The sequence below is a fragment of the Nocardia sp. CY41 genome (assembly GCF_009829325.1).
GTDB lineage: Bacteria > Actinomycetota > Actinomycetes > Mycobacteriales > Mycobacteriaceae > Nocardia.
The window spans coordinates 1-18,458 of the sequence record NZ_VUOS01000016.1 but is presented as its reverse complement, the minus strand read 5'-3'; the positions used below and the strand labels follow the sequence as shown (position 1 = coordinate 18,458).

Here is an 18,458-nt window from a genome sequence, read left to right as displayed (position 1 = left end):
GGCCGATTGTCAGGCGATGACCCGGTGACCGAGGACGGTCACCGGGTCATACCGAACAGCTATCGCGGCGGATGATACCCACCGGATATGCCGTGAAACACCGCGTCGGACGGCACCGCCGGATCAGGCGTTGGGACCGTACTCCTCCAGCATCTCGGTGACCAGCGCGGCGATCGGCGAGCGCTCGCTACGGGTCAGCGTGATGTGCGCGAAAAGCGGGTGGCCTTTGAGTTTCTCGACCACCGCCGCGACACCGTCGTGCCTGCCGACGCGCAGATTGTCGCGCTGGGCCACATCGTGGGTGAGTACCACCCGCGAGCCGGTTCCCAGCCGGCTGAGCACCGTGAGCAGCACATTGCGCTCCAGCGACTGGGCTTCGTCCACGATCACGAAGGAGTCGTGCAGCGACCGCCCGCGAATATGGGTCAGCGGCAACACCTCCAGCATGTCGCGGCTGAGCACCTCCTCCATCACCTCGCGGCTGGCCAGCCCGTCGAGCGTGTCGAAGACCGCCTGTGCCCACGGGCCCATCTTCTCGCTCTCGGTGCCGGGCAGATAGCCCAGGTCCTGGCCGCCCACCGCATAGAGCGGGCGGAAGACCACCACCTTGCGCTGGGCCCGCCGTTCGAGCACCGCCTCCAGGCCCGCGGTCAACGCGAGCGCCGACTTGCCGGTACCCGCCCGGCCGCCCAGCGAGACGATGCCGACGCTCTCGTCCAGCAGCAGGTCGAGCGCGATGCGCTGCTCGGCGGAACGGCCGTGTAGCCCGAACGCCTCGCGCTCGCGCACCAGCTGCACCCGCTTGTCCGGTGTAACCCGGCCCAGCGCGCTCGAACTGACGCCGAGCAGCCGAATGCCGGTGTGGCAAGGCAACTCTCGCGCTTCGTCGAGATCGATCACGGACTCGGCGTAGAGCTGATCGATGCGCGCCGTGCTGACATCGAGTTCCACCATGCCGGACCAGCCCGAGGTCACCACGTCCTGGGCGTGGTACTCGTCGGCGTGCAAGCCCACCGCGCTCGCCTTGACCCGCAGCGGAATGTCCTTGGACACCAACACCACTTCGCGGCCCTCGGCCGCGAGGTTGAGCGCACAGGCGAGGATTCGGGAATCGTTGGTGTCGGTGCGGAAGCCGACCGGAAGGACCGCGGGATCGGTGTGGTTCAGTTCCACCTGCAACGTTCCGCCCTCGGTGCCGATCGGCACCTGCTGATCCAGCCTGCCGTACTGCAGGCGCAGATCGTCCAGGTTGCGCAGGGCTTCGCGCGCGAACCAGCCCAGCTCGTGATGGTGCCGTTTGGCTTCGAGTTCACTGATGACCACCAGGGGTAACACCACGTCGTGCTCGCCGAACCGCGTGAAGGACCAGGGATCCGACAGCAGGACGGACGTGTCGATGACGAAGGTTTTGCCGGCTGATTGCGAGGGGCGGGCCCCCTTCGCGGCGGCTCCGCCTTTCGCGGAGCTGGAGTTCGCCGAGGGAGCGGAAACGGAGCGTGCAGCAGTCACGGTGGGCTCCTCTGTGTTCGCGCGGCAGTCGCACGAACGATCTCGCTGGACCGGTCCGTCCTGATGGACCCGACGTTGCCGTCAGGCGCCACGAGGGCCGGGTGCCGGCCCCCTCGTACTGAGTAGCTCAGTCACGGTCAGGACCTCCCGTACGAGCCACACCGCCGCGGCCCGCACACCCGACGCTACCTGCGGTCCCCCGTTCCGCGCTCGGGGACCGCGAGGCGTGTCCGTGAATTTGTGGTAAACCCGCACGTCACCGGCGCTCAACGGAGCACATCGAGCAACACCGGAACATGGCTGTGCGCCGGATCCTGTACGGCAGTGAGCAATGTGACCGGACCTTCGGCGGCCAGAGCGCGTAAATCCCGCAAATCTTGCCGAACCTCCGGAACCGCGAGTTCGGCGCGGTAGCGCCGGGCGAATTCCGGGCCCCGCGCGTCCCGATCGGCGTGGAACCAGCGCCGCAACTCGGTGGACGGGGTGAGCGCTTTGGGCCAGCGATCGACCCGCGCTTGCGCTTTGGTGATGCCCCGCGGCCAGAGCCGGTCGACGAGCACTCGGGTGCCGTCGTCGGGGTCGGGTTCGTCGTAGACGCGCTTGACGCGGAAGCCGGGCTGCGGTTGCTGGGTCATGGCAGTCATCGCAGCACGGCGTGCGAGCGGCCCCCGGATTCGCCACGCCGTCGCTGTCGGCCGATTCGGCGGATAGAGTCGCTGGTATGTCCGGTAACGAGGATTTGGAGAAGCTGTCGTCGAAGGAACTGCACGACCGGGCGATGCGGCTCGCCGTGCGACGCGGTGACGTGAAGTTCCTGTGGCGGCTGCTCACGTCGATCCCAGCCGCGGAGGCCGCCGCGGGCAATGTCGGCGAAAGCGAGGCGGACATCAAGTACGTGCTGCCCATGCTCGACGACTATGTGCACGCGGGCGACGGCGCGGTCGCCGAGGTGTTGCGGCCGGTCTATCTGGACTACCTGGCCAAGCACTCCTGAGGTCGGATCAGCGACGGGTCGACACCGCGCGCCACAGGCCGGCGGCCGTGCCGCGCAAAAAGTTCTCCCAGCTGAAGTGGTCGTGCCACAGGATGATTCGGCCGTCGCGCAGCTCGAACGTGCCCGTCACCCAGAACCCGACGCGCACCGGCCCGAAACGCAGGTAGTCGGTGCGGTCGGTGAGCACGATGTCGCCGTCGGCGGCGATGTGGTGCAGGTCCACCCCGAAGCCGAGCCAGTCGCGGCGTAGCCCGCGCAGCACGCCGCCGACTCGCCGGATGCCACGCACATCGGGCAGCGAGGTGTTCTTCCAGACGATGTCCGGGTGCAGCAGGTCGATCGCCTCCTCGGAGGCGCCCATCGCGAGCGCGGCGAAGAACTCCCGCACAGTGGTGATCGCGTCCTGTTTCAGGTCGGGTTCGTCGGTCATGGTCCGAGCGTAGGCCGAGCCGGTCACCCGCGGCGCGCGATGAGCACGGCCAGTCCGTCGAGGATGCGCGCGATACCGAATTTCAACGCCCCCACCCCTCCCCCGACCGCGCCTTCCTCGGCGAAGGCCGCCGCCGAGGCCGGGTATCGATCAGCCGCGGCGGCCACCATTTCGGCGAACTGCCCCGCGACCTGCCTTTCGAACTCGTCGGAGTCCACCATGCGCACCTGCTGCGCCAGGCTGCGGGCGTGACCGGTCAGCAGGACGATGGTGTCCAGGCGTTCGGCGGTGGTGAGCCCGGTCCCGGCCAGCGCGCCGAGCGCGGCTTCCATCCAGGCCAGTTCGTTCGGGCCGACCGGCCGCCTGCCCACCGACGCCTCCAGCGACCAAGGGTGGGCGCGGAAGCGTTCGTAGATCGTCTCGCACCACACGTCCAGCAGCTCGCGCCAACCGTCCTCCGAGCCCTCCTGGCCGGCGCGCAGTTCTGGCGGCGCGCCCAGAGCCGTGTCCAGCATCAGCGCGACGAGCTCGGCTTTGCCCGGCACGTAGCGGTACAGCGACATCTTCGTGAAGCCCAGCCGCTCGGCCACCCGCTGCATGGACAGATTCGCCAGCCCTTCGGCGTCGGCGATGGCGATGGCCTCCCCCACGATCCGCTCGAGTGAGAGCGCTGGTTTCGGACCCCGTTTGGGGCGTTGTCCGGTGCCCCAGAGCAACTCGAGTGCGGTCGGTGTCGGCATGCCCGCGATCCTTCCGGGAGAACGTCTTGACGCGAAACTGTGTCTACCATACGCTGATCTGCGTCCGGTGGATACAGTTTCTGTCGGACGCAGATAAGCACGAGGAGCCCGCATGCGCAACACCACCGTTCTCATCTCCGGCGCGAGCATCGCCGGACCCGCGCTGGCCTACTGGCTGCACCGTTACGGATTCGCGGTCACCGTCGTCGAGCGCGCTCCGGCCTTGCGCCCCGGCGGTCAGGCGGTCGACTTCAAGGGCCGAACCCACCGCACCGTGCTCGAGCGGATGCACATCCTGGACGACATCGAGCAGCGCAGGACCGGCACCACCGACACCGTGTTCGTGGACGAGCGGGGCGCACGACTGGCGGTGATGTCGGGGGAATTCACCGGTGGCGACATCGAGATCCTGCGCGGGGACTTGTCCGAGATCATCTACCGGCGCACCGCCGACCACTGCGAATACCTCTTCGGCGATTCGATCACCGCGCTCACGGACACCGCGGCCGGCGTGCACGTCGAGTTCGAGCACGCGCCCGCCCGCACCTTCGACCTCGTCTTCGGCGCCGACGGCATCCACTCGCGGGTCCGCAGACTGGCCTTCGGCCCCGAGCGGGACTTCGTGAAGCACCTGGGCTACTACTACGCCGTCGCCGGCGCCAGCCCGTGGCACGGCACGACCACCGGGCCGCGCGAACGGATGGTCGCGCACGCCTACAACGCGCCGGGACGACTCGCGATCAGCGGGGGCCCGAAGGCGCAGCAGATGTACATGTTCGCCGCCCCCGAACTGGACTACGCCCGCGACGACAGCGCGGCCCAGCGGCGCATCGTCGCCGAGACTTTCGCCGGGATGGGGTGGGAGGTGCCGCGAATGCTCGCCGAACTCGGCGAATTCGATGACTTCTACCTGGATTCGATCGGTCAGGTCAGGATGCCGGACGGGTACACCAAGGGACGAGTCGCGCTGGTCGGTGACTCTGGGTACGGGAACACGCTGGGCGGCTTCGGCACCGGGCTCGCCGTGGTCGGCGCGTACGTCATCGCGGGCGAACTGGCCGCGGCCGACGGGGATCACACCGTCGCCTTCACCCGCTACGACGCGATGATGAAGCGTTACGCGAAGATCGCGGGCAACAGCAACGCCGGTCGCTTCCTGGCGCCGAGGACCGCGCGCGGCATCAAGATGCGCAACTGGTTCCTCGGATCCCGGATGTTCGCGCTGATGACGAAGTACAGCGACAGCGCCGCCAACGACATCGACTTGCAGGACTACCCCGCGCTGGTCGGCGCGACGGATCCGCGCTGACCGTTCGTCAGCGGCCTTGACAGCCGGCCCGCCACCGGGATTCGGCACAACATCCCAGCTCCGGACCATCGCACCGGCGATGACGACCGGCGCGACGAGGCTCCCCGCGCAACCCGCTGTGTTTCGATGGAACCGGAGCGAGACGGGGCGCGTCTATAAGGTCAGACGGCACTGACGGAAGGGGCGGCGATGGCGGACAGCCCGTTTCCCGGGCACATCGAGGCTGCGAAAAACGGGGCCTTGCGGGTGCGAATGGACCCGCAAGGGTTCGTGGCGATCGACCAGGCGTGCGGTGAGCTGATCGACCAGCTCACCGGCGCCCGCGCGGATGCTCGCGAGCTCGGCGAGAAAGCGCAGTGGGGTTTGGGCGAGGACAATCCGCGTCTCTCCTCGGCATTGGAACTCGTCCGGCTGTTCCGAGAGAAGGCGTTCGGCGGTCCGAACAATGCCTACGACACTCTGAACGAGTACATCGCAGTCGCGGAGGAGATCCGAGCCATGTTCAAGGCGATCAGCGACACTTACCAGCGCACCGATGCCGAGTTCGCGGCCAGGCTGCGGGAACTCGGCGCATGATCGGCTACGTGGACAGAAGTCTCCGGCACACAAGCCGTTTCGTGCTCACAGCCTCGATACTGGCTGTAATGCTCTCCGCTTGTGGCGGGGAGACCATGTCATCGGAGCCGACGACATCGACCAGAGCCGCGGATGCCTCGCGCACCGGGGCGAGCGCCAGCGCCGAGCCAGGCCGGCAGGCCTCGTTCGATCCCTGCACCGCCTTGACTGCACAGTTCTTGGCCGAGCACCAATGGGACGCGCTGCCGCCCGCACCGAAGCAGAACAGCACCGACGGGGTCAGCTGGAAAGGCTGCCGGTACGTCGCACGAGCCGGATACAGTTTCACGATCCAGACGACCGACGGGACGCTCGAGCAAGTCAAGAAGAAGTTTCCTTCTGCTACAGATGTCCCCATCGGAAGCCGGAACGGGTTGCGGTACGAAGTTCGCCCGGACGTTCCGGGCGGCTGCACGGTCAACATCGAGATGCACGATGGCTCCCTGTACATCCTCGTCGATGATCCGAGCGGCAAGCATCCGCGAAAACTGTCGCCGTGTGACAACGCCACCGATATCGCCCGAGCAGTCGCACCGTTGCTGCCCGCGGGCAGCTGAACACCGGGGAAGCGAATCATGAGACAAACCGACGGCCGCGCGATCACCAATCCGGAGAACGCGCAGAGTTTCTCGCATGCCGAGATCAAGCAGGCGGCCGACGCCATGAATCCGGCCGGGCTCGACGGCGCGTTCGCCGCGTGGTCGGCCATCGCGGCGACGGTCACGAACGCGGGGCAGCGCTTCGCGGATGCCGTCGAGAAGGCGGTGGAACAACATTGGGAGGGCGCGGCGGCCGAGAGCGCGGTCCGTGGCGTCCGGGACTACGCCGGGCGGGTGGGCGAACTCGGTGAGGCCCTGAGCGCGCAGAGTCTGCCGCTGTCGGCGGCGGCGAACGCGGCGTCGAAGTTCAAATCCGCGGTGCCCGACCTGGTGGACGCCGCGGCCGGCGCGGCGAATCCGGAACAGCGCAACTCGCGGGAGGAGCAGGCCCGCGACGAGATGAACAGCCAGTACATCCAGCCGTACGGAGCCACCGCCCCAGCCATCCCGACGCTGCCGGCTCCGGTCAGCCCCGCCGCCACGACGCCGACGGGTGTCGAAACGAGCGCCTCGACGGACGTGGACCCGAGCGTCGGGTCGCAGCCGGTGGACGGCGGCCGCCCTGTCCCCGGCAGTCCCTCAGCCGACGGCAAGCCGACATCCGAAGGCACCGCCTCACCCAGCGAGGCGGAGGGGGAAGGCACGCCCGGCGAGCCGACGCAGCCGACGGCGGGAAACACCGCGGAAACGACTACGGCGCAGGCCGTGTCGCAGAGCCAGGACACCGCATCGACCACGCCGGCGTCCACCGCGAGGACGCAGACGACGACAACTCCGGCGACATCTTTCGTCCCGACGACGACGCCCGCCGCCACACCCGCCACCGTCGTCCCGACATCGTTCGACGGCAGGCCGAACGGCACGCAGGCCCGGCCGGGAACGCCCGGGGCGGCCGGCTCCCCCGGCGTCGCGGACGATCAGGCGCGATCGGGTACTTCGCGTCCCGCTCAGCCCACCGCCCCGGCGGCGGCGAATCCGCAATCCACCGTGCCGGGACGCTCGCCGGCGTCCGTCGGTTCGGGCTACTCGGGCATGGTCCCACCGGGCCTGCGCGGCAGGCGCGCGGAGGACGATGAGCACAAGTCGCCGAAATACCTGCGCACCGAGGAGCACGCGAAGGAGTTGCTCGGTGAGGTGCAGCCGACCGTGCCGCCCGCACTGGGCGAGAAATGACGGCGCAGTGGTCGCTGACGGCCGAACAGTTCGCCGCGGCGTGGTTCGGGACCGGACAGGATCGCATGCCGTTCCCGTTCCGGTTCACCAGCCGGTTCCCCGGTTTGCACGAGTACCAGGAGTATCAACGGAAGTTCCGCGCGGAACTCGGCCGCGACGAGCGGCTGCCGCTGCGCGGTGCGATCACCACGCTGGCCGTTCCCGACTGGCGCGTCGAACTGTTCGGCTACGACAACACGCGCGACGGCGTCGAACTGCGCGTCGTCGCCTGCGGGACGCGCGGCGGCTCCGGGGTGCTCGCCGTGCAATCGCCCGCACCCGATGGCGGTCTAGTGCTGTTGCGGCGCTGTCGAACCGACCAGCTCGCCACCGAAGTCGTGCGCTTGCTGCCGGATACCCCCGCCGGGACCGTCGGCGAGAAGAGTTTCCTGCTCGACGATCTCAACGACGATCGCCCCGACTTGTTCGGGAACGCGCCGGCCAGCCAGGCAAAGGAACGCTACCGGCGTTTCTGGCGACAGTCGTGCACCACCCGGGGCACCGCGGTCGTGCTCCTCGGCCCGCGCAACGCCGAACCCTTGCGCACCGGCCGCCTCCGCTGGATCGACACGCCCGACGGCCGCTACTGCGAGGTCCCCGCGAACCGGGCGCTGATGATCCGCCCCGGGACCAGCGCCGATATCACTCGCTACCTGGACGAATCGATCGTGCGAGCCAAGGCGCGCATGGACCTACCCGGCTGACTCGCCGTGCGACCGCTTCGTGCCTCCGGCCCGCCGGACGCACGAAGCGAACCCGGCGTCAGCCCAGCAGGCGCCAGTCCTCCAGGCCGTCGTACAGCGGAACGTCTTCGGCCAGCTTGCTCACCCGGGCCCGCAGCGCGTCCAGGTCGGCGCTACCGGCGAGCGCACCCGCGATGATGTCGGCGACCTCGGCGAACTCGGTATCGCCGAAGCCGCGGGTGGCCAGGGCGGCGGTGCCGATGCGCAGGCCGGAGGTGACCATCGGGGGGCGCGGGTCGAACGGAACGGCGTTGCGGTTCACGGTGATACCGATCTCGTGCAGCAAGTCCTCGCCCTGCTGGCCGTCGAGCTCGGAGTTGCGCAGGTCGACCAGCACCAGGTGCACGTCGGTGCCGCCGGTGAGCACGCTGATGCCCTTGTCCTTGACGTCGGCGGCGGTGAGCCGCTCGGCCAGGATCTTCGCGCCGGACAGGGTGCGCTCCTGACGGTCGCGGAACTCCTCGCTCGCGGCGATCTTGAACGCGACGGCCTTGGCGGCGATGGCGTGCATGAGCGGGCCACCCTGCTGGCCCGGGAACACCGAGCTGTTCAGCTTCTTCGCGTACTCCTGCTTGGCCAGGATGAGGCCGGAGCGCGGACCGCCGAGGGTCTTGTGCACGGTCGAGGACACCACGTCGGCGTGGGGCACCGGCGAGGGGTGCAGACCGGCGGCGACCAGACCGGCGAAGTGGGCCATGTCCACCCACAGGTAGGCGCCGACCTCGTCGGCGATCGAGCGGAACGCCGCGAAGTCCTGGTGGCGCGGGTAGGCCGACCAGCCCGCCACGATCACCTTCGGGCGCGCCCGCAAGGCGATGTCACGCACCTCGTCCATGTCGACGCGGTGGTCTTCCTTGCTCACCCCGTAGGAGTGCACTTCGTAGAGCTTGCCGGAGAAGTTCAGGCGCATGCCGTGGGTCAGGTGACCGCCGTGCGCGAGGTCGAGGCCGAGCAGCTTGTCGCCCGGGTCCATCAGCGACATCAGCACCGCGGCGTTGGCCTGCGCGCCGGAATGCGGCTGCACGTTGGCGAATTCGGCGCCGAACAGCTCCTTGGCGCGGTCGCGCGCCAAGGTCTCCACCACGTCGACGTGCTCGCAGCCGCCGTAGTAGCGCCGCCCGGGGTAGCCCTCGGCGTACTTGTTGGTCAGCACGCTGCCCTGCGCCTGCAGCACCGCGCGCGGCACGAAGTTCTCCGAGGCGATCATCTCGAGCGTGTCGCGTTCGCGGGCGAGCTCGCCTGCCATCGCGGCAGCGAGCTCCGGATCGAGCTCACCGAGAGACTGGGAATTGACAGAGGCGGTCGTCTGCGTCACGACCTCAGTCTATGGGCCGTGCGCCCGGCCCTCGAGCAGGGGGTTCATCCCTCCCGGTGGACGCAGGCACGTCGCGCGGTCCGTTCGTGACGTGCGACACGCCCCGGGCCTACGCCGACCCGGCACGACGGACGTTCAGCGGGATTCGCCGTCCTCCGGCAGGTAGTTCGCCAGCAACGCCGCGAGCTGCCGCTGCGCGTCTTCCAGCGGGCGCGTGGACTTCATGGCCCGCGCCTGCACGATGGCTCCCTCCATCGCGCTGAACGCGAAACTGCTGAAGGAACGCGCATCCTCGGCGGACATGCCCGCGGCCACCAGTGCCGCACCGAGCCGCTCGTGCCAGGCGGCGAAGACTTCGCCGGCGGCGGCCTGCACCCGTGGCTCCGCCTCGGCCAGCGCGGCGCCGACGACCGGGCATCCGGCGCGATAGCCGGTCCGCTCGAGCGCGGTGACCCACCAACCGAGCAGCGCGTCGAACCAGCGCCGCGGCGGCGCGGCGGTGACCTTGTCGATCACCTCGCCGATCCGCGCGCCGGCGACCCGGGTGGCGGTCTCGACGAGTTCGCCCTTGCCTGCCGGGAAGTGCTGGTAGAGCGAGTTGCGCGAGGCGTTGCTGCGTTCCAGCAAGGTGGCCAGACCCGCGGCGTGCACGCCCTGCTCGCGGACCAGTTCGATGGCGCTTTCGATCAGCCTGGTGCGCGGCCCCGCCGTCATGCGAACTCCTTGCCCGAGGGTTGCGTGAACCGATCGGTCCATGTTGCAATCATGTCAGATGTGGACCGATCGGTTCATCGAAAGGATGGGCAAATGTCCGAAGCCACCGTCGACCTGGCTCAGCTGCCCGGTCTCGAACTCCTGCGCACCGCGATGACCAGGACGGACCGTCCGCCGTTCATCGGTGACCTGCTCGGCATCGAGGTCGGCGAGCTCGAACACGGCAAAGTCGTCTTCACCCTGCGCACCAGGCCCGACTTCGCCAACCCGCTCGGCACCACGCACGGCGGCATCTGCGCCACGCTGCTCGACTCCGTGATGGGCTGCGCGGTGCACACCACCCTGGAGGCCGGGGTCGGGTACACGACGCTGGAACTGAAGATCAACTACATCCGCGCCGTGCCCACCGACGGACAGCGCCTCACCGCCACCGGCACCACGATCCATCTCGGGCGCACCACCGCGACCGCCGAGGGACGCGTGGGCGACGAGCAAGGCCGCCTGGTCGCGCACGCCACCACCACCTGCGCCATTTTCCGCCCGCACCATCGATCCTGAGGAGCACTGCCATGGCGGGACGAACGCCCAGCGCCGCGGTACGCAAGTTCCGGCGCGAACGCTTGATCGGCCGCTACCTGGTCAACCCGGCCGTCGGCCTGCTCGACCGGCTCGGCGTCCGGTCGTCGCTGATCGCCGAACTGGAGACGGTCGGCGCGAAATCGGGCCTGCCGCGGCGCGTGCCGGTCACCGCGTCGATCGACGCGACGGGCGCGTGGCTGATCTCGCAGCACGGCCATCGGTCCGGTTGGGCCCGCAACATCGCCGCCGACCCGCACGTCCGGCTCCGGCAGGGCAGCCACTGGCGCACCGGCACGGCCACGTTCGTTCCGGAGGACGACGTGGTGGCCCGCTCACGCACGTTCGCCAAGGGGCGCGTCGCCGCCTCGGTCACCGAGCGCACCATGAAAGCGCTGGAAAGCGACCCGATCTCGGTGCGCATCACGTTCGCGGGCGCCTGACCACCCCGCGCCGAGCCGCGACCGCTCGGTCCCGGTGACGGATGCGGCGACTGTGGGCGAACGATCGCGGCGAGGCCGCGCCACCGATTCATGGGGCTCGACAAGCCGTAACGAGCGCTGGTGCGCCGACCGGTTTCCTCGGTGACAGTTCACGAACACCTGACGAAGGAGCGAACATGGTCGGCTCGGTCTCGGTGCCCAACTCTCCGGTCGAGGCGCTGCTGCGCACCCTCTCGCTGCTGCTGTGCGCACTCTCCGCGGGCGGACAGGGCTGCGCGGTGATCCAGTAATCCTCACACCGCGGCGCGCACCGCGCCCGGTGTCAGCGGCTCGTCGAGCAGTCTGCGGAAACGATCGGCGCGTTCCTCGGCATCCACCGCGCGATCGAGCCAGCCGCCCAGCAGCCGGTATCCCTCGACGTAGGTGGAGATGTAGGCGCGCCACAGCGGCGAAGACAGGAATCGCAGCGACTGGCGCGCCCGCTCCGGGGTCGTCAGACTCCAGGTCTGCAAGAACTCCGCCACCTCGTCGGCCGACCGCCCGCGGTCGTGCAGCAGCAGCGCGGCGTCCTGGCGCACGCTGAGCAGTCCGGCCGAGGCGTTCGAAAGACGTTCGGCTCGTTCGCCGTCGAAGCGCAGGCCCAGATCCGCGTAGATCTCCTGCGCCCACTTGCCCCAGCCGGGTCCGACGATCGAACGCAGCGCCAGATCGGCGAGCCCCTCGGCCATCAGACACTGCGGCGTGTTCACCAGGAACAGCGTCTGCTCGGCCTGCCCGGCGGCGACCAGCCCGGCCTCCTTGCGGCAGTGCTCCGTGTGGTGCCCGGGGTAGGACTCGTGCGCGATCAGCTGCGGCAGATGCGCCATGTGCTGCTTCAGGTCGGAATTGATCGCCACTCGGGAGTGGTAGTTGCCCAGGTAGTAGTTGAACCCGGACCACGGCTTGTCGCCGACCACCTCGTAGGTGACGTGCTCGTGGTCCGGCAGCGGATACCGGGCGCGGACCAGTTCGCGCAGCGCGCTGGAGAACGCCTCGACACACGCCGCCAGGCGCTCCGGCGGGATCTCGTCGGCCTTGCGATGCGCGGCCACCCGTTCGGCCAGCGGACCGTCTCCGGCGAGTACCTCGTCCATCTGCCGGTGCGCGTCGCGATAGTCGTCCACGTCGCCGGGCGCGATGTCGACATCGAAGTAGGCGCGGACCTCCTCGACGAAGCCGATGTCGTCGCCGGCGAACTTCCGTCCGGAACACTCCAGCGCGCGCAGGTGCACGTCGAGGAATTCGGTGCGCTCCGGCGCCAACCCGGCCTCCGGCACCGCGGCGCGCAACTCGGCGGCGCGACGAGCCAGTTCGCGCGGCTGCGGCGCGGGCGCGTTCTGCACCTCGCGGCGCAGCGCGGGGTCGCCGGTGTAGGCGTCGACGAAGCCTTCCTCCAGCCGGTCGAAGGCGAGGCCGAGCCGCAGGTATTCGGTGACGAGCGGATGCGCTTCCATGCCAGCCGACATTAGCGGCTCACACCTGGGTCATCGAGCGGGTTACCAACGGGTAGTGGTACCCCGCTCATCCCACTCGGGTGACGCGGAGCAGAATTCGGCTATGCGGCGACAGCTAGACCGAATCTCACCGGATCCGCACCGTAACTGTGCGTGTTTGCCGAAACGGAGTGTCGGGTAAGTGGCACGGATGAGCGAGCCGAGTCCATACGTGGAATTCGACCGGAAACAGTGGCGGACCCTGCGTAAATCGACTCCTCTGGTGCTCACCGAGGAAGAACTGATCGGCTTGCGCGGTCTCGGGGAACAGATCGATCTCGAGGAAGTCGCGGAGGTCTATCTTCCGCTCGCTCGTCTCATCCATCTGCAAGTCGCCGCGCGTCAGCGGTTGTTCGCCGCGACCGCGACCTTTCTCGGCGAAACCCATCCCGACCAGCAGGTACCGTTCGTGATCGGGGTGGCGGGCAGCGTCGCGGTGGGCAAGTCCACCACCGCGCGCGTGCTGCAAGCGCTGCTGGCCCGCTGGGATCACCACCCGCGGGTCGACCTGGTCACCACCGACGGATTCCTCTATCCCACCGCGGAACTCACCCGGCGCGGCATCATGCACCGCAAGGGTTTTCCGGAGAGTTACGACCGCCGCAAGCTGCTGCGTTTCGTCACCGAGGTGAAATCCGGCGCCGCCGAGGTCTGCGCCCCGGTGTATTCGCACATCTCCTACGACATCGTGCCGAGCAAGCTGCACTGCGTGCGCCAGCCCGACATTCTGATCGTGGAAGGTTTGAACGTGCTGCAGACCGGTCCGCGCCTGATGGTCTCGGATCTGTTCGACTTCTCGATCTACGTCGACGCCCGCATCGAGGACATCGAGAAGTGGTACGTGCAACGGTTTCTCACTCTGCGCAAGACCGCTTTCGCCGATCCGAACGCGCATTTCCACCACTACTCGGCATTCACCGACGAGCAGGCGACCGCCGCCGCGCAGGAGATCTGGAACAACACCAACCGGCCCAATCTGGTGGAGAACATTCTGCCCACCCGTCCGCGTGCGACCCTGGTGTTGCGCAAGGACGCCGACCACAGCATCAATCGGCTGCGGCTGCGGAAATTGTGATTTGCCTTACAATTTTGACGTCTCTTCCAGCCGGTGCGCGACGTCGATATCGCGAACCGCGGCGATGCGCGGGATAAACGAGGAAAGACCTACCGAATCCGCGTAGCCGATCGAGTCATCCGGCTCCCCGGTACGGCTTCGGCGGGCCGGTGGTCGAACGAGCTCAGGAGACCGCACGGTACGCGACACCGACGCCGGTGATCCCGGATTCAGCAGACCGGGATCGAATCAAACGCCGAAACGGCGATGACGCGCGGCGAAGTCGCGCAACGCGCGCAGGAAATCCACCCGGCGGAACTCCGGCCAGTACGCCTCGGTGAACCAGATCTCCGAGTATGCGCTCTGCCAGAGCAGGAACCCGGACAGTCGCTGCTCGCCGGAGGTGCGGATGACCAGATCAGGGTCCGGCTGACCGGAGGTGTAGAGGTGCTGGCCGATCGCGTTCACGGTGATCGACTGGACCAGGTCCTCGCCGGTCTCCCCCGCGGCGATCTCCTGACGAACCAGCGAGCGCACCGCGTCGGTGATCTCCTGCCTGCCGCCGTAGCCGACCGCGACGTTGACGTGCACGCCGTTGCGGCCGTCGGTGCGTTCGGCCGCGGTGCGCAGCCGTTTGGCGATCAGCTCGGGAAAGCCGTCGAGCGAGCCGACGATGCGCACGCTCCAGTTCTGCTCCGGCGCCGACAACTCTTCGACCACGTCGGTGATCACTTCGAACAGGGTTTCCAGTTCGTCCGGATCGCGCTGGAGGTTCTCGGTGGACAGCAGGTAGACGGTCACCATCTCGATGCCCTCGGCCTCGCACCAGCCGACCAGCTCGGCGATCTTCAGCGCGCCCACCCGGTGGCCGTGGCTGACGTCGGTGAAACCGTTCTCCCGCGCCCACCGGCGATTGCCGTCACACATCACCGCGACATGCCGGGGATGCTGCTTGCCCGCCAGCTGCCTGGACAGGCGGGCCTCGTAGATGCGATACGGCAGACCCCGCACCTGACTCGGAAGTTCCACGCGGGCAACCCTACGCCTCGGGGACACGATCTCGGCATCGACCGCGATACGCCGGTACAGTAGCCGAGAGCACGCAAGTTACGGTTGCGTAGGTTACTGACGGGTTCAGTCGCTCGGTCCCGACCCGCCCGTTCCCGGGCCGCGAGGTGACCGCCCGGCTGCCCATCGAGGAGGTACTCGTGTCCGAATCGGTCGGCACCGCCGACGCCGGAGCGGTGGCACCGGTCCCCCGCTCGGCGGGCGAAGCGCTCGCGGAGGCGCTGGTCAAGCCGCGCATGCGGGGCTGGATTCACACCTGGGCCGTCGGTGTCGCGGCGATCGCGGCCGTCGTGCTGATCGCCACCGCCGCCACGGTCTCGGCGACCGCGGGATGGTCGACGCTGATCTACGGGATCACCGTGTGCGGACTGTTCGGCGTCAGCGCGGTCTACCACCGGGTGACCTGGCCCACCGCACGCGCCCGCATCCGGATGAAGCGAGCGGACCACTCGATGATCTTCCTGTTCATCGCGGGCAGCTATACCCCCTTCGCCCTGCTCGGCCTCCCCGGAAGCACCGGGCAGACGCTGCTGGCGGTGGTCTGGGCGGGCGCGCTGGCCGGAGTGGCGCTCAAGCTGCTGTGGCCCGGCGCCCCCCGCTGGGTCGGTGTTCCGCTGTATCTGCTGCTGGGCTGGGCGATCGTGCCGGTGGCCGGGCAGCTCAACGGCCAGATCGGCATCGCGCCGCTGATCCTGCTGCTGATCGGAGGCCTCTTCTACAGCGGGGGCGCGATTCTCTACGCCACCAAATGGCCGAATCCGTGGCCCACCGTCTTCGGTCACCACGAGTTCTTCCACGCGGCCACGGTGCTCGCGGCACTGACCCACTACGCGGCGGTCTGGCTCGTCGTCTTGCGCTGAGCGCATAGAGTCGACAGGGAGGTCGGACGAGAGGGGCGGCGCAGGCGATGGAACAGCGTGCGTCCGAGAGCCGCGCGGCGATGCGGCGCCGAGCGCGCCGGTACGCGCGCGGGCCCGAGTTCTGCCGGGCGGTGCTCGCCGGACTCGTCTCCTCGGCGGTACGCGGCACCACCTCCCCGGCACGGTCCACGGCCCGCCAGCGGGTGGATGTGCCACGACCGGAGCAGACCGATGCGGGCGAATGCGACCTTCGCCCCGAGTCGTACCCGCCCGTCCATCCCATCGCCTACTCCACGCGGCCGGGCGGCGAGCGCCCCACGGTGCTCCGGGACGGCCGGTCGCCGCGCCTGCCCGGCGAGCTGACCGGGAAACCGCCTGTACCGCTCGTCATGGCTCTAAGCTGCTCGTTCGTGCTCCTCCTCGCCGCCGCGCGCGGCATCGCCGTGCCGCACCCCGGACGTGGGCGCGGCCGCGAGAAACTGCTCGGAATCATGCCTTTCGGGCCCGAACCGATGTCGGCCCGAACGGGCGCCCGGACCAGCCCGGCTCCAGGAGTCGCTGCCGTCACCCTTTCCGGAAGCCGGGAGCTCGCTCGGGCAGGCGTACGAATCCCGGCCGAGCCGACCGCATCGGAGTCGGCGGCCACCGACCAGCGCCGGCCATCGGGATCGCGACTCCGATGATCTCGAAGTTCGTCGTCTGGGCGCTCAAAGCGCGAGGTGGGTTGGCCGTCTTGGTCACTACGGCGAACCTCAGCGGTCTCGCGGTGATCGTCACCCAGCTGTGGCTCAACGGATTTCTCGGCAGGCTCGGCGATGACTGGCCGCGGGCGCTGGCCTTCGTCGGCATCTATCCGGCGGTCGGGTTCCTGGTCGGCATCGTGCTGGCGGTGCGCGACCGGAAGCTGTACTTCGGCTGGCTCGACGCCGCGCGCAAGCCCACCGAGGTGGAGGCGCGACGCCTGCTGCACCTGCCCGTCGCGATCAGCATGCGCGCGCTGGCGCTGTGGATTCCCGGCGTGATCGTGGCGACCGTCGTCTTCGCGCGGCTGAGCCCGGACAACGACCCCGGTGTGACGGCGTCGCTTTTCACGATCGGCGCTTTCGAGTCGGCGGCGGTCACCTTCCTGATCGTGGACCGGCTGATCCGGCCGACCATCCCGGTGGTCGCCGGGGTGCTCGGGTGGACCATGCACTGGAGTTCCTCGGTGCTGGTCCGGGTCGTGCTGACCTGGGCGGTCGCGGCGGCGCTTCCGCTGCTCATGCTGATCGTCGTGCTGGCCGACCCGGCGGCGGCCGCACCCGACCGGGTCCGCACCGCCATCTACCTGTCCGCGGTCGGCATCGGCGTCGGCGCGCTGGCCACGGCGTTCCTCGCCCGTGCGGTCGCCGCGCCGATGCGCACCCTGCGTCGCGCGCTGGACCGGATCGCGCAAGGCGACCTCGGCGCCAGGGTGCCGATCGGCAGTACGAGTGAGATCGGCAGGTTGGAGCATTCGGTCAACGAGCTGGCGGCGAATCTGCGCGAGCGGGAGCGGATGCGCGAGGTGTTCGGCAGGCATGTCGGCACGGAGGTGGCCGAGCGCGCGCTCGCCCGCAGCGCGGATCTCACCGGTGACGTGCGCGAGGTGTCGGCCCTGTTCGTCGACGTGACCGGGTCGGTGGAACTGTCCACCGGGCTGCCGCCGCAGGAGTTCGTGGCCAAGCTCAACCGATTGCTCGCGACCGTCGTCGCGGCGACCGAGGAGAACAACGGCTTGGTCAACAAGTTCGAGGGCGACGCGGCGCTGTGCGTCTTCGGAGCGCCGATCGCGCTGGCCGACAACGCCACCCCGGCCCTGCGGGCGGCGCGCCGCATCCGGGACGAGGTGATCGCCACCGGTGAGCTCGACATCGGAATCGGCGTCGCACGTGGACCGGTGTTCGCAGGCGACGTCGGATCCGACACCCGGCTCGAGTTCACGGTGATCGGCGACGCCGTCAACGAGGCCGCGCGGCTCACCACGGCGGCCAAGGAGGTACCGCGGCGGATCCTGGTGAGCCAAGCCGTGATCGAGGCTGGTGCGGAACACGAGCGCGCCAAATGGACGTGCTACGACACCATCGTGCTGCGCGGCATGAAGGAGCCGACGGTCTGCTGGACCGACATCGACACCTCCGGGACCCAGCCCGAATCCATCGACACCGGCACCGACCGGCCCGACCTTCCGGCGGACACCAACCCGGTCATCGAAATCCACACCGCCGAACCCCCGGCCGATGCAACCATGACGCCGGATGCCGAAGTCGACGCCCCGCCCCGGCGCTAGGCCCCTGCCGCGAGATCGAAGGTCACTGTGCCGCATCCGGCATGACGTATCGGGTATCGGTGCGCAATGCGTCATGGCCGATTCGCCTCGCCCGAAGGCTGCCGGGCGCGTCGCTTCTGGCATCCGCCGCTCAGCCTCGGCGAGCCGCACCGAGGCGAGCGTGCTGCCCACCGGGCACAGTGTCGCTCTCGGCTCGAGCGCTCGAAGTCGCCACGACCCCTGAATGCGCCGCCTCCGCGTCGATCCGTCCCGTCCCTCAGCCACTCCTGTGGGCGGTCGAGCAGTTCAGCGGAGCAGCAGCACCGAGACCCGGCGGCACGGCGGCACGGCGGCACGGCGGCACGGCGGCACGGCGGCACGGCGGCACGGCGGCACGGCGGCACGGCGGCACGGCGGCACGGCGGCACGGCGGCACGGCGGCACGGCGGCACGGCGGC

The 18,458-nt window shown here is 69.1% G+C and carries 19 protein-coding genes; 11 read left to right on the top strand and 8 right to left on the bottom strand.

All coding sequences use genetic code 11. From position 1 onward, the window contains the following. Window positions 1-123: 123 nt before the first annotated feature. Entirely contained in the window at window positions 124-1,509 is a 1,386-nt protein-coding gene (locus GVY64_RS18860; RefSeq protein WP_159843206.1) for a PhoH family protein, read from the bottom strand. 266 nt (window positions 1,510-1,775) lie between these two features. Next, a complete protein-coding gene (locus GVY64_RS18855) occupies window positions 1,776-2,144 on the bottom strand; it encodes a DUF488 domain-containing protein (protein WP_159843204.1) in 369 nt (122 codons plus the stop codon). 86 nt (window positions 2,145-2,230) lie between these two features. On the opposite strand from GVY64_RS18855, the gene GVY64_RS18850 reads away from it, so the two are divergent. Next, window positions 2,231-2,503 carry a hypothetical protein gene (locus tag GVY64_RS18850; protein WP_159843202.1) on the top strand — a complete coding sequence of 91 codons (273 nt, stop codon included), beginning with the start codon at window positions 2,231-2,233 and terminating at the stop codon, window positions 2,501-2,503. 7 nt (window positions 2,504-2,510) lie between these two features. Here GVY64_RS18850 and GVY64_RS18845 read toward each other — a convergent pair whose 3' ends face one another. Then, the gene (locus GVY64_RS18845; protein WP_159843200.1) at window positions 2,511-2,933 is read right to left on the bottom strand and encodes a limonene-1,2-epoxide hydrolase family protein; all 423 of its coding nucleotides are present in this window, start codon (window positions 2,931-2,933) and stop codon (window positions 2,511-2,513) included. A 23-nt stretch (window positions 2,934-2,956) separates the two neighbouring features. Beyond that, window positions 2,957-3,673, bottom strand: a complete 717-nt coding sequence (locus GVY64_RS18840; protein WP_159843198.1) for a TetR/AcrR family transcriptional regulator — start codon at window positions 3,671-3,673, stop codon at window positions 2,957-2,959. A 112-nt stretch (window positions 3,674-3,785) separates the two neighbouring features. On the opposite strand from GVY64_RS18840, the gene GVY64_RS18835 reads away from it, so the two are divergent. From GVY64_RS18835 to GVY64_RS18815, 5 genes are all read left to right on the top strand, one after another. After that, complete coding sequence (locus tag GVY64_RS18835; protein WP_159843196.1) at window positions 3,786-4,982, top strand: FAD-dependent monooxygenase; 1,197 nt, start codon at window positions 3,786-3,788, stop codon at window positions 4,980-4,982. 189 nt (window positions 4,983-5,171) lie between these two features. After that, on the top strand, window positions 5,172-5,558 hold the full coding sequence (locus tag GVY64_RS18830) for a hypothetical protein (RefSeq protein WP_159843194.1): 387 nt from the start codon (window positions 5,172-5,174) through the stop codon (window positions 5,556-5,558). Then, on the top strand, window positions 5,555-6,154 hold the full coding sequence (locus tag GVY64_RS18825) for a DUF3558 domain-containing protein (protein WP_159843192.1): 600 nt from the start codon (window positions 5,555-5,557) through the stop codon (window positions 6,152-6,154). The genes GVY64_RS18830 and GVY64_RS18825 overlap by 4 nt, the downstream gene beginning before the upstream one ends. 18 nt (window positions 6,155-6,172) lie before the next feature. Beyond that, entirely contained in the window at window positions 6,173-7,369 is a 1,197-nt protein-coding gene (locus tag GVY64_RS18820) for a hypothetical protein (RefSeq protein WP_159843190.1), read from the top strand. Beyond that, window positions 7,366-8,112, top strand: coding sequence for an ESX secretion-associated protein EspG (locus tag GVY64_RS18815; protein ID WP_159843188.1), 747 nt, complete (start codon window positions 7,366-7,368; stop codon window positions 8,110-8,112). The genes GVY64_RS18820 and GVY64_RS18815 overlap by 4 nt, the downstream gene beginning before the upstream one ends. Before the next feature lie 58 nt (window positions 8,113-8,170). Here GVY64_RS18815 and glyA read toward each other — a convergent pair whose 3' ends face one another. Beyond that, window positions 8,171-9,466 carry a serine hydroxymethyltransferase gene (gene glyA, locus GVY64_RS18810; RefSeq protein ID WP_159843186.1) on the bottom strand — a complete coding sequence of 432 codons (1,296 nt, stop codon included), beginning with the start codon at window positions 9,464-9,466 and terminating at the stop codon, window positions 8,171-8,173. A 135-nt stretch (window positions 9,467-9,601) separates the two neighbouring features. After that, window positions 9,602-10,180 carry a TetR/AcrR family transcriptional regulator gene (locus GVY64_RS18805; protein WP_159843184.1) on the bottom strand — a complete coding sequence of 193 codons (579 nt, stop codon included), beginning with the start codon at window positions 10,178-10,180 and terminating at the stop codon, window positions 9,602-9,604. Between the two features lie 93 nt (window positions 10,181-10,273). Between GVY64_RS18805 and GVY64_RS18800 the strand changes: the two genes are divergently transcribed. Both GVY64_RS18800 and GVY64_RS18795 read left to right on the top strand, forming a co-directional pair. Then, complete coding sequence (locus tag GVY64_RS18800) at window positions 10,274-10,738, top strand: PaaI family thioesterase (RefSeq protein ID WP_159843182.1); 465 nt, start codon at window positions 10,274-10,276, stop codon at window positions 10,736-10,738. Between the two features lie 11 nt (window positions 10,739-10,749). Next, on the top strand, window positions 10,750-11,199 hold the full coding sequence (locus tag GVY64_RS18795) for a nitroreductase family deazaflavin-dependent oxidoreductase (protein WP_159843180.1): 450 nt from the start codon (window positions 10,750-10,752) through the stop codon (window positions 11,197-11,199). Window positions 11,200-11,492: 293 nt separating this feature from the next. Here GVY64_RS18795 and GVY64_RS18790 read toward each other — a convergent pair whose 3' ends face one another. Beyond that, window positions 11,493-12,692, bottom strand: coding sequence for a DUF885 domain-containing protein (locus GVY64_RS18790; RefSeq protein ID WP_159843178.1), 1,200 nt, complete (start codon window positions 12,690-12,692; stop codon window positions 11,493-11,495). A 181-nt stretch (window positions 12,693-12,873) separates the two neighbouring features. Between GVY64_RS18790 and coaA the strand changes: the two genes are divergently transcribed. Further along, entirely contained in the window at window positions 12,874-13,806 is a 933-nt protein-coding gene (gene coaA, locus GVY64_RS18785) for a type I pantothenate kinase (protein ID WP_159843176.1), read from the top strand. 228 nt (window positions 13,807-14,034) lie between these two features. Here coaA and GVY64_RS18780 read toward each other — a convergent pair whose 3' ends face one another. Next, a complete protein-coding gene (locus tag GVY64_RS18780; protein ID WP_159843174.1) occupies window positions 14,035-14,814 on the bottom strand; it encodes an isoprenyl transferase in 780 nt (259 codons plus the stop codon). 215 nt (window positions 14,815-15,029) lie between these two features. Between GVY64_RS18780 and trhA the strand changes: the two genes are divergently transcribed. Together trhA and GVY64_RS18770 are read left to right on the top strand one after the other, a co-directional pair. After that, the gene (trhA, locus tag GVY64_RS18775) at window positions 15,030-15,713 is read left to right on the top strand and encodes a PAQR family membrane homeostasis protein TrhA (protein ID WP_328820972.1); all 684 of its coding nucleotides are present in this window, start codon (window positions 15,030-15,032) and stop codon (window positions 15,711-15,713) included. Window positions 15,714-16,392: 679 nt separating this feature from the next. Continuing rightward, complete coding sequence (locus tag GVY64_RS18770; RefSeq protein ID WP_159843172.1) at window positions 16,393-18,021, top strand: adenylate/guanylate cyclase domain-containing protein; 1,629 nt, start codon at window positions 16,393-16,395, stop codon at window positions 18,019-18,021. Window positions 18,022-18,458 lie beyond the last annotated feature (437 nt).

Excerpts from the sequence above, each read along its gene's own strand:
- GVY64_RS18830 (WP_159843194.1), top strand. The coding sequence starts at position 5,172 with ATGGCGGACAGCCCGTTTCCCGGGCACATCGAGGCTGCGAAAAACGGG.
- GVY64_RS18805 (WP_159843184.1), bottom strand. The coding sequence starts at position 10,180 with ATGACGGCGGGGCCGCGCACCAGGCTGATCGAAAGCGCCATCGAACTG.
- GVY64_RS18835 (WP_159843196.1), top strand. The coding sequence starts at position 3,786 with ATGCGCAACACCACCGTTCTCATCTCCGGCGCGAGCATCGCCGGACCC.
- GVY64_RS18840 (WP_159843198.1), bottom strand. The coding sequence starts at position 3,673 with ATGCCGACACCGACCGCACTCGAGTTGCTCTGGGGCACCGGACAACGC.
- GVY64_RS18795 (WP_159843180.1), top strand. The coding sequence starts at position 10,750 with ATGGCGGGACGAACGCCCAGCGCCGCGGTACGCAAGTTCCGGCGCGAA.
- GVY64_RS18855 (WP_159843204.1), bottom strand. The coding sequence starts at position 2,144 with ATGACCCAGCAACCGCAGCCCGGCTTCCGCGTCAAGCGCGTCTACGAC.
- GVY64_RS18800 (WP_159843182.1), top strand. The coding sequence starts at position 10,274 with ATGTCCGAAGCCACCGTCGACCTGGCTCAGCTGCCCGGTCTCGAACTC.
- GVY64_RS18850 (WP_159843202.1), top strand. The coding sequence starts at position 2,231 with ATGTCCGGTAACGAGGATTTGGAGAAGCTGTCGTCGAAGGAACTGCAC.
- GVY64_RS18815 (WP_159843188.1), top strand. The coding sequence starts at position 7,366 with ATGACGGCGCAGTGGTCGCTGACGGCCGAACAGTTCGCCGCGGCGTGG.
- GVY64_RS18790 (WP_159843178.1), bottom strand. The coding sequence starts at position 12,692 with ATGGAAGCGCATCCGCTCGTCACCGAATACCTGCGGCTCGGCCTCGCC.
- GVY64_RS18820 (WP_159843190.1), top strand. The coding sequence starts at position 6,173 with ATGAGACAAACCGACGGCCGCGCGATCACCAATCCGGAGAACGCGCAG.
- GVY64_RS18770 (WP_159843172.1), top strand. The coding sequence starts at position 16,393 with ATGATCTCGAAGTTCGTCGTCTGGGCGCTCAAAGCGCGAGGTGGGTTG.
- GVY64_RS18845 (WP_159843200.1), bottom strand. The coding sequence starts at position 2,933 with ATGACCGACGAACCCGACCTGAAACAGGACGCGATCACCACTGTGCGG.
- GVY64_RS18825 (WP_159843192.1), top strand. The coding sequence starts at position 5,555 with ATGATCGGCTACGTGGACAGAAGTCTCCGGCACACAAGCCGTTTCGTG.